Raw genomic sequence first — 21,461 nt, forward strand, 5'->3', positions numbered from 1 at the left:
AAATATTATAATTTTGCACTCGCTGGTTGACTCTACAGCGTGTTTGCGATTGCTTTAAATTCGCAAAATAAAATGAATTTATTTTGTCCTTCAACGTATTTGCACTATCTTTGCAACTCAATAATATAAAGCATTTTTAATGAATACAGAAAAAAAGTTAGTAGACACAATAGTAGAAGGAATACAAGAAAAGAAAGGATGTGGCATAGTTATTGCAGATTTATCGGAGATTGACGGTACTATCTGTAAATACTTCGTAATATGCCAGGGCAATTCTCCACAACAAGTGGAAGCCATAGCAGGTTCAGTAAGCGATTACGTTCGTGAGTGTTATGGAGAAAAACCAATCAATTGTATCGGATTAGGTACTAATCAATGGGTGGCAATAGACTATGCCGACGTGCTTGTGCATATCTTTATTCCGGAGACAAGAGCGTATTACGACCTTGAACATCTGTGGGAAGATGCAACATTAACACAAATCGCAGACTTGGACTAAGAATGTTGCCATGAAGAAGTTAGTTTTATATCTTTATTAAATGAATTAAATGGACAATCAGAATCCAAACAACAATCCGAAGATGCCTAAGTTCAACATGAACTGGTTGTACGTAATGGCACTTATTTTTTTAGTGCTGCTCTTTTCATCGAAAGGTATGGATAGTTTCTTTTCAACAAGCGAAAGTATGACAAGAGACTATACTACTTTTGTGAACTATATTAATAAAGGTTATGCCACACGCGTCGTCATAAACAAAAAGGAAAGTACGCTCCAAATGTATGTACGTCCCGACCACGTGCGAGACATTTTTAAAAGAGGCGTAGAACAAGTTGGAAAATCGCCTTATATAACGGTAGAGATTGGTTCTATAGACAATCTTGAAGTTTTCTTAAATGCAGCACTCAAACAAAAGAAGATTTTAGGATACAGTTATGAGAATAAAGACGAACATGGTTTTACCGATATAATTGTAGGCTTGTTGCCTTGGATTCTGATTATAGGCTTCTGGCTCTTCATAATGCGACGCATGAACAGTGGCGCAGGCGGTGGAGGTGTGTTCAGCGTTGGAAAGTCTAAGGCAAAAATATATGAAAAAGGTGGCGAATTAGGCGTTACCTTTAAAGATGTAGCCGGTCAGGAAGGTGCAAAGCAGGAAGTACAAGAGATTGTAGACTTCTTGAAGAATCCACGGAAATACACCGAGTTAGGTGGCAAGATTCCTAAAGGTGCATTGCTTGTTGGTCCTCCGGGAACTGGTAAAACATTATTGGCAAAGGCAGTAGCAGGCGAAGCAGGCGCACCATTCTTCTCCATGAGTGGTTCCGACTTTGTAGAAATGTTCGTGGGTGTGGGTGCAAGCCGCGTTCGCGATGCATTCCGACAAGCCAAAGAGAAAGCACCGTCTATTATATTCATCGACGAAATAGATGCAGTGGGGCGCGCTCGCTCGAAAAATCCATCTATGGGAGGCAACGACGAACGCGAGAATACGCTGAATGCGCTGCTTACGGAGATGGACGGATTCGGTACAAACAGCGGTGTTATCGTATTGGCAGCTACCAACCGTGTAGATATGCTCGACAAGGCACTGCTCCGTGCAGGACGTTTCGACCGACAAATCCACGTCGATTTGCCAGACTTGCCAGAACGTAAAGCCATCTTCCAAGTGCATTTGCGCCCATTGAAGTTGGAGAAAAATCTCGATATAGACCTTCTTGCACGCCAGACTCCAGGTTTCTCGGGTGCTGATATTGCCAACGTGTGTAACGAGGCTGCGCTGATTGCGGCTCGCCACAACAAAGAAGCCGTGGGTAGACAGGATTTCTTGGATGCGGTAGACCGCATTATCGGTGGATTGGAGAAGAAGACAAAGATACTCACAGCAGCTGAAAAACGTTCCATAGCACTTCACGAGGCAGGACATGCCACCATAAGTTGGTTCTGCGAGTTTGCCAATCCACTTGTAAAAGTAAGCATTGTGCCGCGCGGTCAGGCTCTTGGTGCTGCATGGTATCTTCCCGAAGAACGCCCCATTACAACTAAAGAACAAATGCTCGACGAAATGTGTGCATTACTTGGTGGACGTGCTGCAGAAGAACTCTTCACTGGACATATTTCTACCGGAGCGATGAACGATTTGGAACGGGCTACGAAAAGTGCATTCGGAATGATAGCCTATGCAGGTATGGGCGACAAGTTACCAAATATCTGTTATTATAACAACGATGCAAGTTTCCAAAAACCTTATTCAGAGACAACAGGCAAAATAATTGACGAAGAAGTATTAAAAACTGTGAACGAGCAATATGCACGTGCAAAGGAAATATTGCTTGAACACAGCGAAGGACATGCCAAACTGGCACAACTGCTTATCGAACGCGAAGTAATCATGGCTGAAGACGTTGAAAGAATATTTGGTAAACGTCCTTGGGTCAGTCGTACAGTGGAACTGATGGATGCAGAAGAGAATACTAAATTATCGCTCGACGCAATGCCGGAATGTGTAAAGCAGGCACAGGCAGAACACGAAGCAGCGGTCAGACAGGCAGAAGTGGGGGACAAAGCAAATGTTGATACCACCGAAGAAGATGTTGAAACCAAAAAACAATAGAGCACAATGACAGACAAGCAGAAGAATCTCGTTACACGTGCCATTACAGGCGTACTCTTTGTGGGTGTCATGGTGGCAGGCTTTATGGCACCGCACTATATGATTGTGCTCTTTGCTGTAATTACCGGAATGACTTTGTGGGAATACACAGGATTGGTTTCGCAAATAGAGGGTGTCAGTGTTAATCGCTTTATTTCGGTTGTGGCTGGCGTGTATTTCTTCGTTGCAATGGCGGGGCTACGATTGGGATATGTAAAAGACTTCAGCGTGTTTGTTCCTTACATTCTTACAATTGTCTATCTCATCATTGCCGAGCTGTATTTGAAGAACGAGAACCCCATTAACAACTGGGCGTACACCATGTTGGGACAGATGTACATAGCATTGCCTTTCGCCATGATTAACGTATTGGCTTTCCAGCACGATGCGAACGGCAACATAATGGCTGATATGCTTTTGCCTTTAAGCATCTTCATCTTCCTGTGGACGAACGATACGGGAGCCTATTGTTCAGGTTCGCTTTTTGGCAGGCACAAGCTCTTTCCACGCATCAGTCCAGCAAAAAGCTGGGAAGGCTGCATTGGCGGTGGCATATTCGTTATTGCCGTGGCTGTACTGATAGGTTATCTTACCGAAAATCCGACGGCACCCAATATGCTGACCATTCCGCAGTGGGTTGGTCTTGGCATTGTTGTGGCAGTCTTCGGTACTTGGGGCGACCTTGCAGAAAGCTTGTTCAAGCGCACACTTGGCATAAAGGATAGTGGAAATATTCTCCCAGGACACGGCGGAATGCTCGACCGTTTCGACTCGTCGCTTATCGCAATTCCTGCTGCCGTCATCTATCTTTACGTGCTTACACTTATATAAAAGATATTGCAGACACACGCTACTCCAAAAGGAGCAAAGCAACTCTTTATGGGTTACTTTGCTCCTTTTCTTATTGTCGATGATGTACAGATTTGCTGTTTCTTAAACTACGTATTGAAATAGATAAATTCGGATTTACCTGTATCTCTTCATAATGTATTTCAGCTTTGGAGCCTCAATTACCTCATTGATTTCAAACCCAACTTTTTCATAAATTCTCTTTGCCCTTTGGTTGAAATCAAAGACCGTCAGGGAAATACTTTTAATATTATCACTTCCAAAAATGAAATCTACAAATCTTTTTAATGCCTCTGTCCCCAAGCCCAATCCTGTTTTTCGAGGATCTATTACAAATCTACCTATGTGTATGTTATCCTTGTCAATCCGTACTTCTTGTATCATTCCGATAAATTCTCCTTGGTTGAATATCGAAAATACATTCTCCAGTTCTTTTATTTTGCCATAGTTCAGCGGGTAAGAAATTTTAGGCCCCATCCATTGCTCCTGAAACTCTTTTCCTTGTTCATTGGACCATTTACATAAAAGCAAGGCATTGTTTTTATTAATTCCCTTTTCAATCCTTACATCCCCCATCTCATCAAAAGTTTTGTTTACATTGCAAAGATATACAATCTGTTTGAAATATGAAATAAGTATCACCTTGTTTTTCGTTGTAACTTTACAAACTGTAGCTTGATATTGTCCACCATAGAATAGATACAGGACGTTGTAGTTCTCGACAGAGATATTTCCCGAACAAGTATCCTTCTGTGCTGTCTAAGATAAAGTATCTGCTTATTCTTTATCTGCCTAATCCTTCAGTATATCCATTGACTTTCAATCGAAACCGCCATCAGAAGACAAGTTTTATACCATAACAAATCCAGCAAACAGACCGAAGAAACTAAAGAAACCTTATAAACTATTAAGAAAAAGCTTATAAGTTATTTATGAAAAGCTTATAAACTATCAGTAAAAAGCTTATAAGCTATCAATAAAAAGCTTATAAGCTTTGTGAACTTTTACACGTCTCTTCCATGACGGGCTTAATACTGATAAAATCCTAAATATTAGGTATTGCAGGAATAAGATAATGGCAATACCTTTGCATCGTGAGACTTACACCTATGAAAGGCTGTACGAAAAATAAAGGTTCTCAATACTTTAGAACAAATAAAACACTATAAAAAAATAAAATGGAACAACTGCGCATAAAAGCTCTGAATGTAGTAAGGCTAATCATGTTTATTATAGTGCTGGCTATGTTGCCAACAGTAGTAAATGCAAACGAAGAACTAAAAACAAATGCAAACGTAGTGGGACACATAACTGACAAAGCCACTGGCGAGCCAATACCGCACGTGGCAGTGCAGGTGCTGGGTACGATGATAGTCAGCGTTACCAATGCCGAGGGGTATTACCATCTGGAAGACTTGCCGCTTGGCAAGCAAACAATAGAGGCTCGTGCCACGGGATACCACGCTGAAAGGCAGATGGTTGAAGTGGAGAAGAACGCAAGGCTGACAACAGATTTTGTATTGAAGACTGATGAAATATCGTTGGACGAAGTTGTAGTATCGTCAAATCGCAGCATATCGTTGCGACGCAACGCACCAACGTTGGTGAACGTGATAGATACGCGCACGTTCAACATCACCAATTCCATGTGTCTGGCACAAGGTCTGAACTTTCAGCCCGGTGTGCGCACCGAAGACAATTGCGCCAACTGTGGCTTCTCGCAAGTGCGTATAAACGGGTTGGACGGGCATTATTCGCAGATACTTATCGATTCTCGTCCCGTGTTTTCAGCCTTGCAGGGCGTTTACGGCTTGGAGCAGATACCTGCCAATATGATAGAGCGGGTAGAAGTAGTGCGAGGTGGAGGCTCGGCATTGTATGGCTCGTCGGCAATAGGTGGAACCATCAACATCATTACGAAAGAACCACTGAGCAATTACGCTGAGTTGGCGCATACGTTCACGGCTTACGAAGGAGGAAAGACATTCGATAACAACACCACTGTAAACACTTCCATTGTGTCGAGCAACAATAAAGCAGGCTTCTCGGTTTATGGGCAGAGCCATAATCGTGGCGGTTACGACAGAGACCAAGACGGCTTTACCGACCTTCCAAAGCTAATCAACAAAACCATTGGTATGGGTGCTTTCCTACGATTGAACAACTATTCCAAGCTGAAACTGCAATACCACGCTTTGAACGAATATCGTCGTGGTGGCAACAACCTGCACCTGCCTGTACACGAATCGAATATTGCAGAAAAACTCGACCATAATATCAATGGCGGTTCGCTGAGTTACGACCTCTTCACTCCTAACGGATTGAACCATCTTACGGCTTATGCTTCGTTTCAAACCGTATCGCGCGATAGCTATTATGGTGGTGCGGGCGACGGTTCGGAAGAAAGCAAGGCAGAGGCTTTGAAGGCTTACAGCAAGACCCACGACACGAACTTAATGGGAGGTATGCAGTTTGTTCACAACTTCGGACGTTTGCTTTTTATGCCTGCCGACCTTACTTTGGGTGCTGAATATACCTACGATGCACTGAAAGACCACGCACTCGGCTACGATGTCATTACCCGACAAACCGTGCGGACTGGTAGCTTGTTCCTTCAAAACGAATGGAAGAACGAACATTGGGGCATACTCTTGGGTGGTCGTTTCGACAAGCACAATCTCATCAACCACCTTATTTTCAGTCCGCGAGTGAATCTGCGCTTCAATGCAACTCGCAATGTTCATTTGCGTTTAACCTATGCAGGCGGATTCCGTGCACCACAGACATTCGACGAAGACTTGCATACGAGTATGGCAGGCGGCGAGCGAATAAAGACCTATTTGGCGAAAGACTTGAAGGAAGAACGCTCTAACAGTTTGAGCCTCTCAGCCGATATGTACTATAACTTTGGCAATGTGCAGACCAACTTCTTGGTGGAAGCCTTCTATACACACCTGAACAATGTGTTTGCACAGCGTGTATTGAAGGAACGCGACGAAAATGGCATTCGCATTCTCGAACGTTTCAATGCCCATCAGGCAACAGTCTGGGGTATGAATGCAGAGGGAAAGGCAGTGTTCTCTAAGTGGTTCTCTTTGCAAAGCGGCCTCACAGTGCAGCGCAGCGAATACAAGGACGCTGTGGAATGGGACGAAGATGCGCCTGCCGAAAAGAAGTTTTTGCGTACACCGAACGTATATGGCTACTTCACGATGCAGTCATCGCCCATTAAGCGTTTGTCCATTGCCCTTTCAGGCAACTATAATGGACGTATGCTCGTAGGGCACGCAGCAGGTTCAGGCGTAGAAAAGCCTGTGGCGGTGCGCACGCCATCGTTCTTCACATTGAGTTTAAAGGCAAGTTACGACTTCGATATTTACAAACAAGTAAAGGTGCAGTTCAATGCGGGCATACAAAATATAGGCAATGTTTACCAGCGCGATTTAGACAAAGGCTGGAACCGCGACGCTTCCTATATCTATGGTCCGTCGCTCCCACGCTGTTTCTATGTAGGGTTGAAACTGATGTACTAGAAATACCCTTCTGACCACATATTTATCATTTTTATTGACTATCGTTTGCATTTCTCAAAAAAAAGATTTACATTTGCAAGCGATAGTCTAACAATTATCGACTTTTCAGCCCACGATACGACGAAACTGTCAGTGAAATAAAAACTAAAGACTCTCAAACAGTCTGCTCTACTCTATCAGAGCAGCCTAAACTCTTACAAAATAGTTCATCTAATTATAAAACATTAAAACAAAAGATTATGAAGAAAAAAACATTACTATCTTTTACACTCGCCATTATGGCGACAATGTGGACAACAGCAATGCAGGCTCAAGAGTATTACGACCTTACAATTGCACTTGTACAAGTAACATCACGCAATTGCAACGACCTCTCGTTTATTACAGGTGTGAGCGGAACTGTAAAGTACGACAATGCTACGAAGACGCTCATGCTGAAGAATGCATCTATCAAGGTAGATAAATACAAGAATGCCATCTCGTCTAAAATAGATGGTCTGACAATAAAGGTTATAGGCGACAACTATCTATGCTCAGAGAACAATTCGGCTATTCTGTACGAAAACTCTATTACCATTACTGGTGGTGGTTCGCTTGAGGCAGAATGCCAAAAGAATTGTGCTATCTATGCTAATAAAGGTAATCTAACTATAGACGACTGCAATATAAAAGTGAAAAGTCCAGAGTATGGCATTGCAGGATTTAACGGCGAAACTGAAAACCTTGTCATCAAAAATGCTAACGTAACTGCCGAAGGGACAGGCAAAGGTTCTATCTGCGACTTCGCAACGCTCACACTATCAGGTTGCAAAATTACAGAACCATCAGGTTCAGCATTCGATGAAACGATGCACTGCGTAGCTTTAAACGGAGAAAAAGTAACAGGCAAGGTTGTTATCGTTAAGGACGCAACAGGCATCAACACTCCGGCTACTGCAACAACTACAACTCAGCAAAGCATCTACACGCTTAGTGGAGTTCGCCTATCTAACGATCTTAACAATTTGCCCAAAGGCATATATATCGTAAATGGTAAGAAAGTAGTAAAACAGTAAAAACAACATAACTCCGCATCTTTTATTGGTGCGGAGTGCTGCTCTTTCTATTATCCTATACTTGCCTGACAAGACACTTTGTTCATATAAAGATTGAAGCCAACAGAATAATTCATTTTATTATTCATTATTAAAACAAGATAATTATGAAGAAAAAAGCATTACTCACGTTCGTTTTCGTCATAGTGGCGACAATGTGGACAGGTCTGGCACAGGCACAGACAGAAGACTATGAACTAATAATTGCCGGTGCACAAGTTACCTCTGACAACTGCAACGACCTTTCTGTTATTGATGGTGTGAAGGGAAATGCTAAGTATGACCCTGCTACCAAAACTCTTACACTCGACAATGTAACTATCCATAACACAGCAGAGACTATTTATGGAATAGGCATCTATAATCTTGGTGAAAGTTTAACTATTCATCTCATTGGCAACAACTCTGTTACTGCGGAGAAGAGCGTAGGATTATGGAATGGTAGGGACAATAGTATTATTTTCACGGGTAATGGTAGCCTTATAATAAATGCGTCAACGACTGCAAGTAATAAAGACTATCAGAAAGGCATCTTTAATCGAGGTTCTATCACCGTGAATGATTGTACTTTGGAAGTTTGTGCAGGAGAATACGGACTGTGTGACGGCTATTGGATATTTAACCATTGCAATGTACGCGTCAAAGGCGAAGGTATGAGCGATGATCAATATGCTGGTAGCATCAGTTGGGTATGGGATAATAAGCCCGAGTTCAGAGGTTGTGATGTTACTGGACCTGCAGGTACATATTGGAAAGAGTTTCAAGATGGTGAATATACTTACTACACATTATTTGGAAAAGACAATAAGGTCGTAACAGATTGGGTAACTATCGCGCCAGATCCAGCTTCCATCAATACGCCAATTGTGAATACGACCAATCAAAATCCCTATACACTTAGTGGAGTTCGTGTATCTGACAACTTAAATAAATTGCCAAAAGGCATATACATTATTAACAATAAGAAAGTGGTAAAACAGTAAAAACAATATCTCTCGTAGCAAAGCGTCAGTGCATTGGTCTTTGCTTTTTGACTTCATTATTGTTTTTGCAATATAATTTCAGTATATTTGCAAACAAAATAAAACGAAACTAACAAAGTAGAGCTTTATGGCAATAAGTATCAGACTACAACAAAGTAAGTTTAAAGAAGCCAATCGTGGAGGTAAATGGCACGCACGGGTTGTAAGCAACGGAGAGACATCGACAGCCGACCTTGCAGCAGCTATTCAGGCTAATACATCGTTCACACGCGGAGAAGTTACGGGCATTATTATGGCATTAGTCGATGAAATTAGTTATAATCTAAGTCTTGGCAACACCGTTGTACTCGACGGATTAGGACGATTTCATCTGACAGTAGAGAGCGATCCTGTTATAAATAAAGAAGACTTCGACATTAAAAAGAATGTAAAAGGAGTGAAATGTAAATTCTTGCCAGCAAGTCGCCGAGACCCTAAGACTCGGAAAAGCACACAAGACTTCGCATCAGGCGTACAAGTGGTGTGGGCTGACCCTGAAGATGAGGAAGAATAACATTCCTCCTCTTCTTAAAGAAAAAGTTGCAAGAATACGCTTAAAAAGAAACTATCGCCACACAAGTGGCAAAAATAAAAACAACTATGAGGAAAACCTTACCCATTATAGCATTCCTGCTATCAGTAGCCTTACAGATATGCGCACAACAAAAGAATTATGACTTCAAAGAAGGCAAACTCTTTTACAAAATTACAGATGCAACAAAGCAATATGTACAAGTTACTACAGAAATGGACGAACTTGTAGAGGCTACAGGAACATTGTACAACAACCCTATTGAAGGCGATATTACAATCCCAGCCAATATAAACCACCAAGGCAAACAATATACTGTTACTGGCATTGCTGACAATTCGTTCGGAGGCTGTAATAAAGTTACATCAGTATCTATCCCTGCCAGTGTAACCGAGTTTGGCGAACAAGTCTTCCTTTCTTGCACAGGAATGAAGTATATCACAGTAGATAAAGACAACTCCGTGCTAAAAGATATTGATGGAGTTCTCTTTGATAAGAATGGAGACAAACTGATTGCTTACCCAAATATGCGGGCAGCCAACTACGATATTCCTGAAGGGACAGTAGAGATTGGTGCTGCATCGTTCTTCATGTGTAACAAAATTAAAACCATCAATTTCCCATCTACATTGAAGAAAATTGGTATGCTTGCCTTCGGTCATTGCATTAAGATGCATGAAGTAACCGTACCTGATAATATAACCGATCTTGGAGATTTCTCCTTCTATAATTGCACCGGTTTAGAGAAAGCCACTATCAAAGCAAACATCACCGAACTTAAACGATATATGTTTAGCAGATGTACTGCTTTGAAAAACGTTGTGCTACCTTCTACCATAGAGGTTATCCAGACTTGGGCGTTCGGTAGCTGCGCAGCAATAAAGAACATTAAATTGCCAGATAACTTAAAAGCTATAGAGGCAGAGGCTTTTAATGGTTGCGAAACATTAAGCGAAATAACGCTTCCTGCAAGTTTAGAACAGATAGGAATGTACACTTTCGATGGCTGTAAACAACTAAAGAGTATCACTTGTCTTCGCAATACACCATTAACAGGTGCAGCCATGGGTGCTGGAGTCTTTGAGAGTGTTGATAAAGTGGTATGCGAGCTGAAAGTTCCTAAAGGACACAGAACTGAATATGCTGAGGCTGAACAATGGAAAGACTTTACCAGAATATCAGAACACGACCTTTCCAGTATCAGCACACTAATTAGTCAAGGCAGCAACACACAGGCAACTATCTTTACTATTAACGGACAACGCTTGCCAAACAACATACAACCTTCACACGGAATCTACATTGTAAACGGTAAGAAAGTATGCGTTAAGTAAGTTATTTCATACACATAACACATACTGGTGGTTTTATTTAGTTCAACTATAGTGGTTGTTTTGAAGTTCAGAACAACCACTATTTGCTTATCCAGACACCATAATCTTATCACCTTATGCAAAACATTCGTTTGGCAAATAGCCTGAAAATAAGTACTTTTGCACAATAAAAGCAACTGTAACAATATGAATATACCATCTAATCAAAGCGAAGAAGGAAAGAAAAGAATTGAGGAATTGGATTTTCTCAAGGCACTGTTCATTCTCCTAATGATAACTTTTCATCTTGCCTATATCGGTGATGGCTATCCTTATCTGAAGAGTTTCGTCTATACCTTCCACATGCCCGGCTTCCTGATTATATCGGGTTATCTGTCGAAAGTGAATAAACCGGTACAAAGTTATGGTCGGACGGTATTGTGGCTTGCTGTACCTTACGTTGTTATGGAGGTGGGATATGTTGTTATGTCATCGCTGTTGCCTGTAAGAGACCATATTCCGATATTGACTGTAGAGGTTATACTCGATAGGTTGTGCCTACATCCGTTAGGTCCATATTGGTATCTTCACACTCTGATAATCTGTGGAACGCTTTACTTTTCTGTCTTCCGATGGGCAAAAGCCTCAGCTTTTTCACGCCTTATAATCTTAGGAATAGCTTATTATGTCCTTGCTCAATCGGGTATAATCTCGCTTGCTTGTGCAATGTATTTCCTTGTTGGTGTTCTTGTTCGTCAAAGTTCACTTTCCTTTCTTACCATATTCCGTAGGTCGTGGTGGTCGCTTGTAGTCTTGGCAATCTTCTTTTTCTACCCTTCAACGTTTAACAGAGCAACGATAGGAGGTGTTATGATAGTCTATTTCGTGTTTTCTTTCTTGCTAACTGTGTTTCCATACGTCCCAATTAAATCGAAAGAAATACTGTTATTTTTAGGACGCAACTCTTTGATTCTATACATCTTCTCGCCCATATTCACATTATGCTGCAAAGTGTTTATTCCCTATTTATCTTTCGATTCAACACGCTTGTTGTTTCTTTGCATCTCGTTACCCATCTGTGTAATCGGTAGTCTTGGCATCTGCAAAGTCTTAGACCTGCTGCATCTTTCACCATTCCTATTCGGACGAAAACATGCCCTACCCAGTTTCAACAGTAGCAAAGAATAAGTATATAGTAAGTAACAAGAACAAAATATACTGATGGATTGACAAGAAAAAGTGATTTGATGCGCATTACCAACTATTTAATGCAAATTGATATCTAAGGAACAACACCTTCATTTCTGTATCGTATTAACATAAGAATAAACTATGGGGTATTTAATTCTCTAAATATTCAAGATAGAAGTGCAATGTTTACTCTATAGTTGACTCTATATTTCCGGAATTCGGCTTGTCCGAGTTCCGGAAATTTTAGTTTACCCCCCCAAGAGTTCAGACAGATTTCCATTTCGAAGGAGACGCTTTGTCTTTCGAAAATAAGGTTATACTTTAACGTAAGTTCAGCGAATTGCCAATGCACGACTTCATCGTTCTTCAATCATCAGAATACCGCTATTCACGGTGTTTGGGAGCATCTGTATTTATCTGTTTCGTAGCGACGATTGTCGTAACCCCGTAGCGACGATTGCCGTAACCCCGTAGCGACGATTGCCGTAACTCCGTAGCGACGATTGCCGTAACTCCGAAGCGACGATTGCCGTAACCCCGTAGCGACAATTGGCGCAACGGAGTTACGACTTCAGGACTTATTCGGAAGAGGAATATTGCTGAAGCCATATCGTCTTTATTTCATCGAACTCACGTTACCTTAAAACCGAATATGTACTCTTTATACGATAATTTCAGTGTATATTTCCGTTTGTGAGAAATAATAATTATATTTGCAATACTATTACATCAGTGTTGATTACACTTAAGAACCTATACAGAAGGCAGTGAAAGGGAGTCGGCTGCCTTACCTTAACAAAATAGTTACTCCCCTATTTAATAACTATAATCTATTGGAAATATGGAGAAAAAGCATTTACATGTAATCGGTTTCTTGCTTGCGGCATTATTCCTGTCTATGCCTGCCAAGGCTCAAACACTGGAAAATACGTACAAGAAGCTACGATTGAACCAACAAAAAGCACCCATGGGAAATTTACCTCCGGAACTGAAAGGGTTGGAGTTTGACGATTTCTATGGAGCAAACTATTTCCCACAGAAGGTGGGAGAACCCTACGCACCTATCTTTTATGTGTTCTATATGGACAATCAGTCGAACACTACCATCAATACGGTGGAATTTGAATATTGGTTCGACAACGACCGAACAAATGTCAAGTACAAGACACGCAACGATATTCAGCTCGCTCCGGGACAGTCGATGGAAGACGGTGTGGGCTTTATCTCGTTCGAAGCTCCGAACGACACACGCCCACACATCATTACCATAAAGCCTTACAAGGTAAATGGTATGGAAGTAGATATGGGTGTGCGCGTAAAACCTTTCCGTCAATACTTTGTTGAAGGAACCTACCGCATGCCGACACACTATGTAGAGGTATTTGCAGACCCTACCGACAAAAAGGCATACGACCTTTATCGTGGACTTGCAACAAGCATCGTAACCTTGCAGCACAAAACAAAGAAGAAGAACCGCTACGAGCTGGTAACGTTCGTGAGCCAAGCCGGGGAAGCAACATTCAAGGCAAGCCAACAGGAAAACGAATTGGCAAAGATGTATAAGATTGGCGAAATGCCAAGAATGATGGTGAACAGAAACTTGATGACACCATACGGAACACTGAACAACCACACACAGCTGGAAGACCTCAGCACCTATTCGCCCGCAATGAAGATTAGTTCAAAGGTTACTGACGTTTACGAATACTTGCTACAACGTGGTTTCTACGGTCCTGCCTTTGCGCAAATGACTCCTTCTGTAACAAGGAACAGCGATGGAAAGTTTGTTTGTAACATCACCGGTCAGGTATCCGAGCAACAGGAAACAAAGGGTTTGCGTATGAATGTATATCTCGTAGAGAACAACTTTATCCCTGAAACCGATGAAGACGGCTACGTGGAAATCCCCGACGGCACCGTGTATAATAAGTTCGTAAAGATGATTAGCCCAGTGGAAGGCTACGAACTCAAGGTGAACAACGACCGAACATACACCTTTGCTACCGAACCGTTTGCCATCGAAGACTTCGAAGCTGACAAGTATCGCCTCGTTGCTTCCATCATAGACCCTTGCACCGAGCAGCCTTACTTGGCTTCTGTACTTCAGTCTTGCGGCATAAACGTTACCAACGAGCAACCTGCCGAGGTTACTATGACGACCGCACAAGCATCTGGCGAAATCAGTTTTGCCCTCGCTGCGAAAGAGGCTAACACGCCTATTACTATCGACTGGGGCGACGGCGTAGAGGTAAACTACACACTTGGTACTGATTTCAGTGAGATAAAGTCAGACATAAAAGGTGCTGACCTAAAGATAAAGGGCAACATTACGAAGCTGAACTGTATGGCTAACAAGCTAAAAACGCTGAATGTAGCTAACTGTCCAAAATTGGAAGTACTGCAAGCTGCTTACAATTACTTGTCGGAACTCGATTTAACCCACAGCACCGAACTGCAAAATCTTGAGATATTCGGCAGCAATACCATTTCGGAGCTTGACCTTTCGCACTGCAAGAGCCTCATCAGACTGGTGGCTTCGCAAAACTTCCTGTCAGATTTAGATGTCAGCAAGTGCCCTAATCTTACATACGTGGACTGCTCTCGTATGAAGCGCATCACAGAATTAGACTTAAGCAGCTGCCATAAAATAAAGCATATCATAGCCAACGAATGTGCTATCGACAAGCTCACCATTCCGCAAGATACACCATTGGAAGAGCTTTCTTGCACAAACAACAAACTTACGAGCCTCGACCTGACAGCATTCAACCAACTCAAGGACGTTAATTGTTCAGGCAACCCCATTGCATCGCTCAAGGTAAGCTCACCCGAATTGCTCTCTTTGTACTCTATGGAAACCAAACTTACAAGCATCGACCTATCGAAACTTGCCAAGCTAAAGTTTCTTATGCTCAAAGGAAACGCAGGTATCACATCGCTCAACTTGGAGAACAACAAGGACTTGGAAGAACTTGGATTCAGTTCTTGCAAAGTAAACCAAATCGACTTGAAACCTTTGAAAGGCTTGAAGAAACTATGGTGTGGCAAAAATCTATTCACAACGCTCGACCTTTCGCATAACAAGGAAATAACATTATTAGACGCAACCGAGTGTAAGCTCACCACGATTGCATTCCCCGAAAACAATTCAACCTTAGAAAAAGCACTGCTCTCCAAGAATGGTTTTGAAGCCATCGCATTCGAAAACCTTTCTGCGCTGAAAGTCATCAACCTACGAACGAACAAGCTAACAAAAGTTGAACTGAAGGGCTTGAGCAGTTTGGAAGAATTAGAACTTTCTTACAACCAACTCCACAATATGAATTTGAAAGAATGTCCGAGCCTTAAACAACTCGGCATTACTGCCAATGGTATGACTGCCTGCGAGCTCAACACCCTCTACAACCAGCTGCCAACATTGCCAACAATGCCTAAAAAGTATAATCTATACAACGGTACAAAGAAGGACGAAGCCGCATTGACAAGCAAAACCTCTATCGCAACGGAGAAGAACTGGAAGGTTTATGTGGAAGGAGACGGCAGTGGCTGCACCGACGGAATAGACAATGCCAATGCCGACAACACACTCTCCATTGTCGCAAGCGAAGGTTTGTTGCGCATACACAGCCCGTTTGCCCAATCCACCATACGTGTTTACACACTCGACGGAAAGCTTTTGGTACAACAACATCTTACCCATCAAGACACTACCATAAGTGTTCCGTTTGACGGAGCTTGCATTGTTCGCTGCACCGACGATGCTACCAACAATACAACGACGACGAAAGTCGTGCTTTAAGCACTTGTCAAGCAAATATAAAAGGAGAGTTGTGGAATGGTTCCACATCTCTCCTTTTATATTGTGTGTACAACTATTGGCTGCCATTCAGCTACGAATAATGTTTAGTTTACACCATTTTCGTACAACAGAAACTTAATGGAAATCATCTGTTTTATAGGCAAGTAAAAGACGATAGAAGCGTAAAGATTTCACATAAAAGTAATATTCGATTAACTGTTTGGTTATCAAAGGTTTGCAATAGCGACTATTTTACGGTGTAAAAGCGGCTGTTTTACGTCGTAAAAGCGTAGGTTTTGCGTTGCAAAAGAGCCGCTATTGCAACACAAAAGCGTAGGTATCGTTTCTCGTTTGTGTTTTCCTTTACAAATTGTAGTGGCTTTAGGTACTACACAAGGTGGATTGCAAGCGGTTCTACCTTAATGAGATGACGCTTATAAAGGTCGCCGACGGCTTTCTTGTAGACTTTCTTTGACACATGAAAGAGATGTTTAATATCTTCCGCATCGCTTTTGTCGCCAAGGTTGCACACGCCACCGTTGTCCTTCAAGTATTGCAGAAGCACTTCGGCAAAGTCTTTTGCATATTGCTGCCCTGTTGGTTGCAGCGTGCAGTCAATCTTTCCGTCTGGTCGAACTGTCGCAATATAACCTTTCATACGGTCGCCCGTGTGGACGTATTGGAATACTTGGTCGCCATAAACAAGGGCAGGATACTTGTTGTCGATGATGACTTTGAAACCGAGTTCGGTCTTTTGCCAAATCATCAAATCAACCTCCTCGCCTTGCTTGTACGTTGGTTTCTCTTCCTCGAAATAATGTTCCACCTTCGCCGATGCTACCAAACGGTAGGTCTCTTCGTCAAGATATACGTGCACAATATACGATTCGCCTATCTGCATACGTTTCTTCTGCTCGCGGAACGGACAGAACAGGTCTTTCGTTACGCCCCAATGAAGGAATGCACCATACTCGTTTACCCACGAACACTCCAAGTATGCAAACTCGCCCACTACGGCAAGTGGCTGCTCGGTTGTAGCAATGGGGCGTTCTTCCTGGTCGAGATACACAAAGACACGTAGTTCGTCGCCTACCGAAACGCCTTCGGGAACATACTTCTGAGGCATCAATATTTCGCCTGCACGACCACCGTCAAGATACAATCCGAATGGGTCGCCATTGCCTTCGCGCAATGCCACTTTCAATACAGTCAGCGTATTGTAATCGCCTATCTTTAGTTTTGCCATTTGTTATTTCCTTTCTTACTTTATTATATTGCGCTGGCTTCGCTGCCCTCTCCCACTATGCGTCCGTCTTTCAAGTGTATGGTGCGGTCGGTTAGTGTAGCCAACGTTTCGTCGTGTGTAACGATGACGAAAGTTTGTCCGAACTTATCGCGCAATTCGAAGAAGAGTTTATGCAGTTCTTCCTTGTTTTTCGAGTCCAAGCTACCTGACGGTTCATCGGCAAGAATTACGGCAGGATTGTTCATCAATGCCCTTGCTACAGCCACACGCTGCTTCTCCCCTCCCGAAAGTTCGTTGGGTTTGTGGGTCGCACGGTCGCTCAGACCCATAAATGCCAACAGTTCCTCGGCACGGCTGCGTGCTTCTTTGGGTTTCATTCCTGCAATATAAGCAGGAATCATAATATTCTCAATTGCCGTAAACTCTGGTAAAAGCTGGTGAAACTGGAACACAAAGCCAAGATGCGTGTTGCGAAACTCGCTTAGTTTATTAGTCGATAGTGTGCTGGTTTCTATGCCGTCCACTACGACAGAGCCACTATCGGGCTTATCTAACGTACCAAGAATTTGCAGCAACGTGGTTTTGCCTGCTCCCGAAGGTCCGACAATGCTCACTATCTCGCCTTTCTCAATGCGCAAGTCAATGCCTTTCAGCACTTGCAGCGAACCAAAACTCTTAGTAACACCTTTTATTTCTATCATAATTCTATCTTATTTTCTTTTGCATAAAATCACGGACTACATCGTAAGCACTGCGTTCTTCGGTGTGTTGCGACTGTGCAAACGTCATTCCGTCCATACGGTTGCCATACTGGTCGGGGAATATTATCATAAGCGTCTTGCTCTTGAAGAAGCGGTTTACTTCTTCTGGAATGCGCTCCATCGCATTCTTATAAGATATTGTGCCCTTTCGTGCCGTGACAATCACGAATAAATGGTCGTCTTCTACCTCAGTTGCCAACTGTGGAAGCTCGTTCCAATGTTTCATTTCTGCATACTCTGCCCGCACATTGGGGTGGCGATTGCGAAGATATACCGTAATTAGTTCGATGGTTTCCTGGCGAGCGTGGAATACAATACGGCAATCGCTGTTCGATGCCAAGCGTGCTATTCGTTCCAACCAACGGTAAAAGCCAGGTTCAAACTCAGCTCGCGAAGGCACAACAACTTGTATTCGGCGAATTGTATTCAGTGGTTGCACAATGCGCGCAATCGTTATTTGTCGGCTCAATCCGTTATACAGGCTCTGCGTAAACTGTCCCCAAAAGCCTTTCGATATAGCCTGTCGGGCGTGCAGACCCATTACTATTTCCGATGCTTGAAACTCTTTGAAGGCATGTTTTATACCATTGGCAATGTTGGCAGCTATGCGTACCTGCGTTACCATCGGCACATTGGCAGACGTTGCCTGCTTCTGTAGATGTTCTAACAAGCGCCGTCCTTCTTCCTGATTCACTGTTGCGTTCACATCATCATACACTACGTTTAATCCAACAAGCTCGTTTCGTAGCTTTTCGTTGCGCATCATAATTGCCAAAGAGAGCAAATTATCTGCATATTCCGGGTATTTCACTGGTATAAGAATACGTTCATCGTTGTCTGTCCGCACCATTTCGGGTTCTTCTTTTTCTGTTAAGCGAATCTTTTGAGCCGCTCTCTCGGTTACAAACGACGATATTATGCAAGTAAAAAGTATCATAATGACGATACCATTCAGCACTTCGTCGTTGAAAAGGAACTCCCCCGGGGCAACTTCGAGCTTTAATCCCACCATCACCATGGCTATTGCGCCTGCTGCATGGGCACTTGTCAAGCCGAAAAGCATATCGGACATTTCTCGCTTCAAGCGGAACAGGAAGCCTGCCAAATAGGCTGCGACTGACTTTCCCACCGTTCCGAAGAACACAATGCACAGCACTACCCAAATAATGTGCGTACCCTCGAAAAGCGAGCGCACGTTTATCAGCATTCCCACACCTATCAGGAAATAAGGAATGAAAAGCGCATTACCCGTAAATTCTATATGATTCATAAGTGGTGAAAGGCGCGGAATGAAACGATTTAATATTAATCCGGAGAAGAAAGCACCGAAGATTCCCTCCAAGCCAATGGCATCGGACAAGGCTGCAGAAAAGAACAGCACGCCCAAAACGAAGAGAAACTGCATTACAGCATCGGAATAACGGCGCAGAAACCACCGGGTAAGGCGCGGAACAAAGTAAACAAGACCAGCCAAATAGAGTACAAACTTAAGCATGAACCACAGCCAGAACACGCCACCGCTGCCGCCTTGATACGAGTTTACTATCATTGCCATAACAAAAAGTGCCAAGAACAATGCCACCATTGTGCCACCAACACTTAGCGTTGAAGCCGAATGCTGGGAAAGACCATAGCGTCCTACGATAGGATAAGCAATGAGCGTGCTCGACGACATAATGCAACCAAGCAACAAAGATGACGTAACCGAATAGTGCAACAAATAGATTCCCATAAAGAAGGTGAGCACATAAGGAATACAAAATGTGAGAATGCCAAACAGCATAACACGCCATTTATTTTTCTTCAGTCCCTCCATATCCATCTCAAGGCCAGCAAGAAACATGATATAATAAAGCCCGACACTGCCAAACAACTCGAACGAAGCATCGCGTTTCAGTATGTTCAATCCGTATTCGCCCACCAAAACACCAGCCAAAACCATTCCAATGATATGCGGAATACGCAGTCGCCCCATGATAACAGGCGACAATAGAATAAGCATCAATACTACAAAGAAAATCAATGTAGGGTCGGTTATAGGGAAATATTGGGCTATTCTGAACATAATTGCTATTGTAAAATATGTGCAAAGATAGCAAAAAGTTATGGGGTGAGTAGTGAAAATAGAGAGTTTTTTGTATTTTTGCAACCGCAAGCAACGCAAGTTTACACATCATTATTATACGTCTGAACAAAAGTCTTACGGTGCATTGCGCTATTAAAATTATAAAAACAAGGATATGAAAGTAGCAATTGTTGGTGCCAGCGGAGCTGTAGGACAAGAGTTCCTCCGCATATTGGCAGAAAGAAATTTCCCTTTAGACGAACTCGTGCTCTTCGGTTCAAGTCGTTCAGCAGGTAAAAAGTACTCATTCAAGGGTAAAGAACACGAAGTAAAACTTCTGCAACACAACGACGATTTCAAGGATATCGACATCGCTTTCGTCAGTGCAGGTGGCAGCACGTCGGCTGAATTTGCCGACACTATCACCAAGTATGGAACTGTAATGATTGATAATTCGAGCCAGTTTCGTATGGATAAAGACGTGCCATTGGTTGTTCCGGAAATCAACGCAGAAGATTCGCTGATTCGTCCGCGTGGTATCATTGCCAATCCGAACTGTACCACCATCATGATGGTAGTGGTCTTGAATCCCATCGAGAAGCTAAGCCACATCAAGCGCGTGCGCATCAGCAGCTATCAGAGTGCTTCCGGGGCTGGCGCAGCAGCGATGCAGGAACTACAACAGCAATATAAGGAGATTATTGAGACGGGCAAAGCTGAAACCATCAACAAGTTCCCGCATCAATTAGCCTATAATGTGATACCCCAAATAGACAAGATGACGGAAACCGACTATACAAAGGAGGAGATGAAGATGTTCTACGAAACGCAGAAAATCATGCATTCCGATGTCCGTACCAGTGCTACTTGCGTGCGCGTTTCGTCGCTCCGCAGCCATTCGGAGGCGGTCTGGATAGAAACAGAAAAACCTTTGGAGGTTGCCGAAATACGCAAGGCACTCAAAGCAGCACCCGGTGTTACACTTGTAGACGACCCACAAAACTACGTTTACCCCATGCCTTTGGAGAGCGCAGGCAAAGACGACATCTACGTTGGGCGCATTCGCAAGGACCTTGCCGACGAGAACGGCACGACACTCTGGCTCACGGGCGACCAAATACGCAAGGGGGCAGCACTCAATGCCGTGCAAATTGCAGAATATTTGATTAAGGTGGGCAACCTGAAATAGGATAATTCCGTAGCTATCTGTATAGATAACAGACTTTGTCTGCATTGCCAACGTGTGCGATACCGCAAATTAGAAGCAAGAAGTTTGATGTTCTCAAGAGACTATAGAAGCCTTGAACGAATATGATAGAAATGTTTTTCATTTCGCTGAATTTTCCTTTTAGAACACGATAGCTACATTTCCGTTATGTAAAAGAGCCTGTTTTGCGATGCGAAA

General features: G+C 42.9%; 16 protein-coding genes. 11 read left to right on the forward strand and 5 right to left on the reverse strand.

The annotated features are described in order from the left end of the window. Window positions 1-139 precede the first annotated feature (139 nt). The 3 genes from rsfS to RDV52_RS10765 are packed head-to-tail and all read left to right on the forward strand — an operon-like array spanning window position 140 to window position 3,482. Window positions 140-499, forward strand: coding sequence for a ribosome silencing factor (rsfS, locus tag RDV52_RS10755; RefSeq protein WP_004364294.1), 360 nt, complete (start codon window positions 140-142; stop codon window positions 497-499). A 49-nt stretch (window positions 500-548) separates the two neighbouring features. Next, a complete protein-coding gene (gene ftsH, locus RDV52_RS10760; RefSeq protein ID WP_004365524.1) occupies window positions 549-2,612 on the forward strand; it encodes an ATP-dependent zinc metalloprotease FtsH in 2,064 nt (687 codons plus the stop codon). Window positions 2,613-2,618: 6 nt separating this feature from the next. Next, window positions 2,619-3,482, forward strand: a complete 864-nt coding sequence (locus tag RDV52_RS10765; protein ID WP_004365523.1) for a phosphatidate cytidylyltransferase — start codon at window positions 2,619-2,621, stop codon at window positions 3,480-3,482. 135 nt (window positions 3,483-3,617) lie between these two features. On the opposite strand, the gene RDV52_RS10770 is transcribed toward RDV52_RS10765, so the two are convergent. After that, on the reverse strand, window positions 3,618-4,076 hold the full coding sequence (locus tag RDV52_RS10770) for a GNAT family N-acetyltransferase (protein ID WP_036882038.1): 459 nt from the start codon (window positions 4,074-4,076) through the stop codon (window positions 3,618-3,620). A gap of 602 nt (window positions 4,077-4,678) precedes the next feature. Between RDV52_RS10770 and RDV52_RS10775 the strand changes: the two genes are divergently transcribed. The 6 genes from RDV52_RS10775 (at window position 4,679) to RDV52_RS10800 (ending at window position 12,182) form a co-directional block, all read left to right on the forward strand. Continuing rightward, on the forward strand, window positions 4,679-7,033 hold the full coding sequence (locus tag RDV52_RS10775; RefSeq protein ID WP_004365521.1) for a TonB-dependent receptor: 2,355 nt from the start codon (window positions 4,679-4,681) through the stop codon (window positions 7,031-7,033). 239 nt (window positions 7,034-7,272) lie between these two features. Continuing rightward, a complete protein-coding gene (locus RDV52_RS10780; RefSeq protein ID WP_004365520.1) occupies window positions 7,273-8,088 on the forward strand; it encodes a hypothetical protein in 816 nt (271 codons plus the stop codon). Between the two features lie 146 nt (window positions 8,089-8,234). Next, window positions 8,235-9,110: a hypothetical protein gene (locus tag RDV52_RS10785; RefSeq protein ID WP_004364300.1), complete on the forward strand. Its 876-nt coding sequence runs from the start codon at window positions 8,235-8,237 to the stop codon at window positions 9,108-9,110. A 127-nt stretch (window positions 9,111-9,237) separates the two neighbouring features. Then, window positions 9,238-9,663: an HU family DNA-binding protein gene (locus RDV52_RS10790; protein ID WP_004365519.1), complete on the forward strand. Its 426-nt coding sequence runs from the start codon at window positions 9,238-9,240 to the stop codon at window positions 9,661-9,663. An 86-nt stretch (window positions 9,664-9,749) separates the two neighbouring features. Continuing rightward, window positions 9,750-11,015: a leucine-rich repeat domain-containing protein gene (locus tag RDV52_RS10795; protein WP_004365518.1), complete on the forward strand. Its 1,266-nt coding sequence runs from the start codon at window positions 9,750-9,752 to the stop codon at window positions 11,013-11,015. Window positions 11,016-11,201: 186 nt separating this feature from the next. Next, on the forward strand, window positions 11,202-12,182 hold the full coding sequence (locus RDV52_RS10800; RefSeq protein WP_004365517.1) for an acyltransferase family protein: 981 nt from the start codon (window positions 11,202-11,204) through the stop codon (window positions 12,180-12,182). Window positions 12,183-12,569: 387 nt separating this feature from the next. Here the strand turns inward: RDV52_RS10800 and RDV52_RS10805 are convergent, their stop codons facing one another. Then, complete coding sequence (locus RDV52_RS10805) at window positions 12,570-12,794, reverse strand: hypothetical protein (protein WP_147278306.1); 225 nt, start codon at window positions 12,792-12,794, stop codon at window positions 12,570-12,572. Between the two features lie 232 nt (window positions 12,795-13,026). Between RDV52_RS10805 and RDV52_RS10810 the strand changes: the two genes are divergently transcribed. Beyond that, window positions 13,027-15,984: a leucine-rich repeat domain-containing protein gene (locus RDV52_RS10810; protein ID WP_115098595.1), complete on the forward strand. Its 2,958-nt coding sequence runs from the start codon at window positions 13,027-13,029 to the stop codon at window positions 15,982-15,984. Window positions 15,985-16,372: 388 nt separating this feature from the next. Here RDV52_RS10810 and RDV52_RS10815 read toward each other — a convergent pair whose 3' ends face one another. From RDV52_RS10815 to RDV52_RS10825, 3 genes are read right to left on the reverse strand one after another with little or no spacing between them, the layout of a single operon-like run. Further along, a complete protein-coding gene (locus RDV52_RS10815) occupies window positions 16,373-17,230 on the reverse strand; it encodes a CvfB family protein (protein WP_004365513.1) in 858 nt (285 codons plus the stop codon). Between the two features lie 23 nt (window positions 17,231-17,253). Beyond that, the gene (locus tag RDV52_RS10820) at window positions 17,254-17,931 is read right to left on the reverse strand and encodes an ABC transporter ATP-binding protein (RefSeq protein WP_004365512.1); all 678 of its coding nucleotides are present in this window, start codon (window positions 17,929-17,931) and stop codon (window positions 17,254-17,256) included. Between the two features lie 4 nt (window positions 17,932-17,935). Beyond that, window positions 17,936-20,056, reverse strand: a complete 2,121-nt coding sequence (locus RDV52_RS10825; RefSeq protein ID WP_004365511.1) for a cation:proton antiporter — start codon at window positions 20,054-20,056, stop codon at window positions 17,936-17,938. A 175-nt stretch (window positions 20,057-20,231) separates the two neighbouring features. On the opposite strand from RDV52_RS10825, the gene RDV52_RS10830 reads away from it, so the two are divergent. Then, window positions 20,232-21,245, forward strand: a complete 1,014-nt coding sequence (locus RDV52_RS10830) for an aspartate-semialdehyde dehydrogenase (RefSeq protein ID WP_004365510.1) — start codon at window positions 20,232-20,234, stop codon at window positions 21,243-21,245. Window positions 21,246-21,461 lie beyond the last annotated feature (216 nt).

The sequence above is a fragment of the Prevotella nigrescens genome (assembly GCF_031191185.1).
Taxonomy (GTDB): domain Bacteria; phylum Bacteroidota; class Bacteroidia; order Bacteroidales; family Bacteroidaceae; genus Prevotella; species Prevotella nigrescens.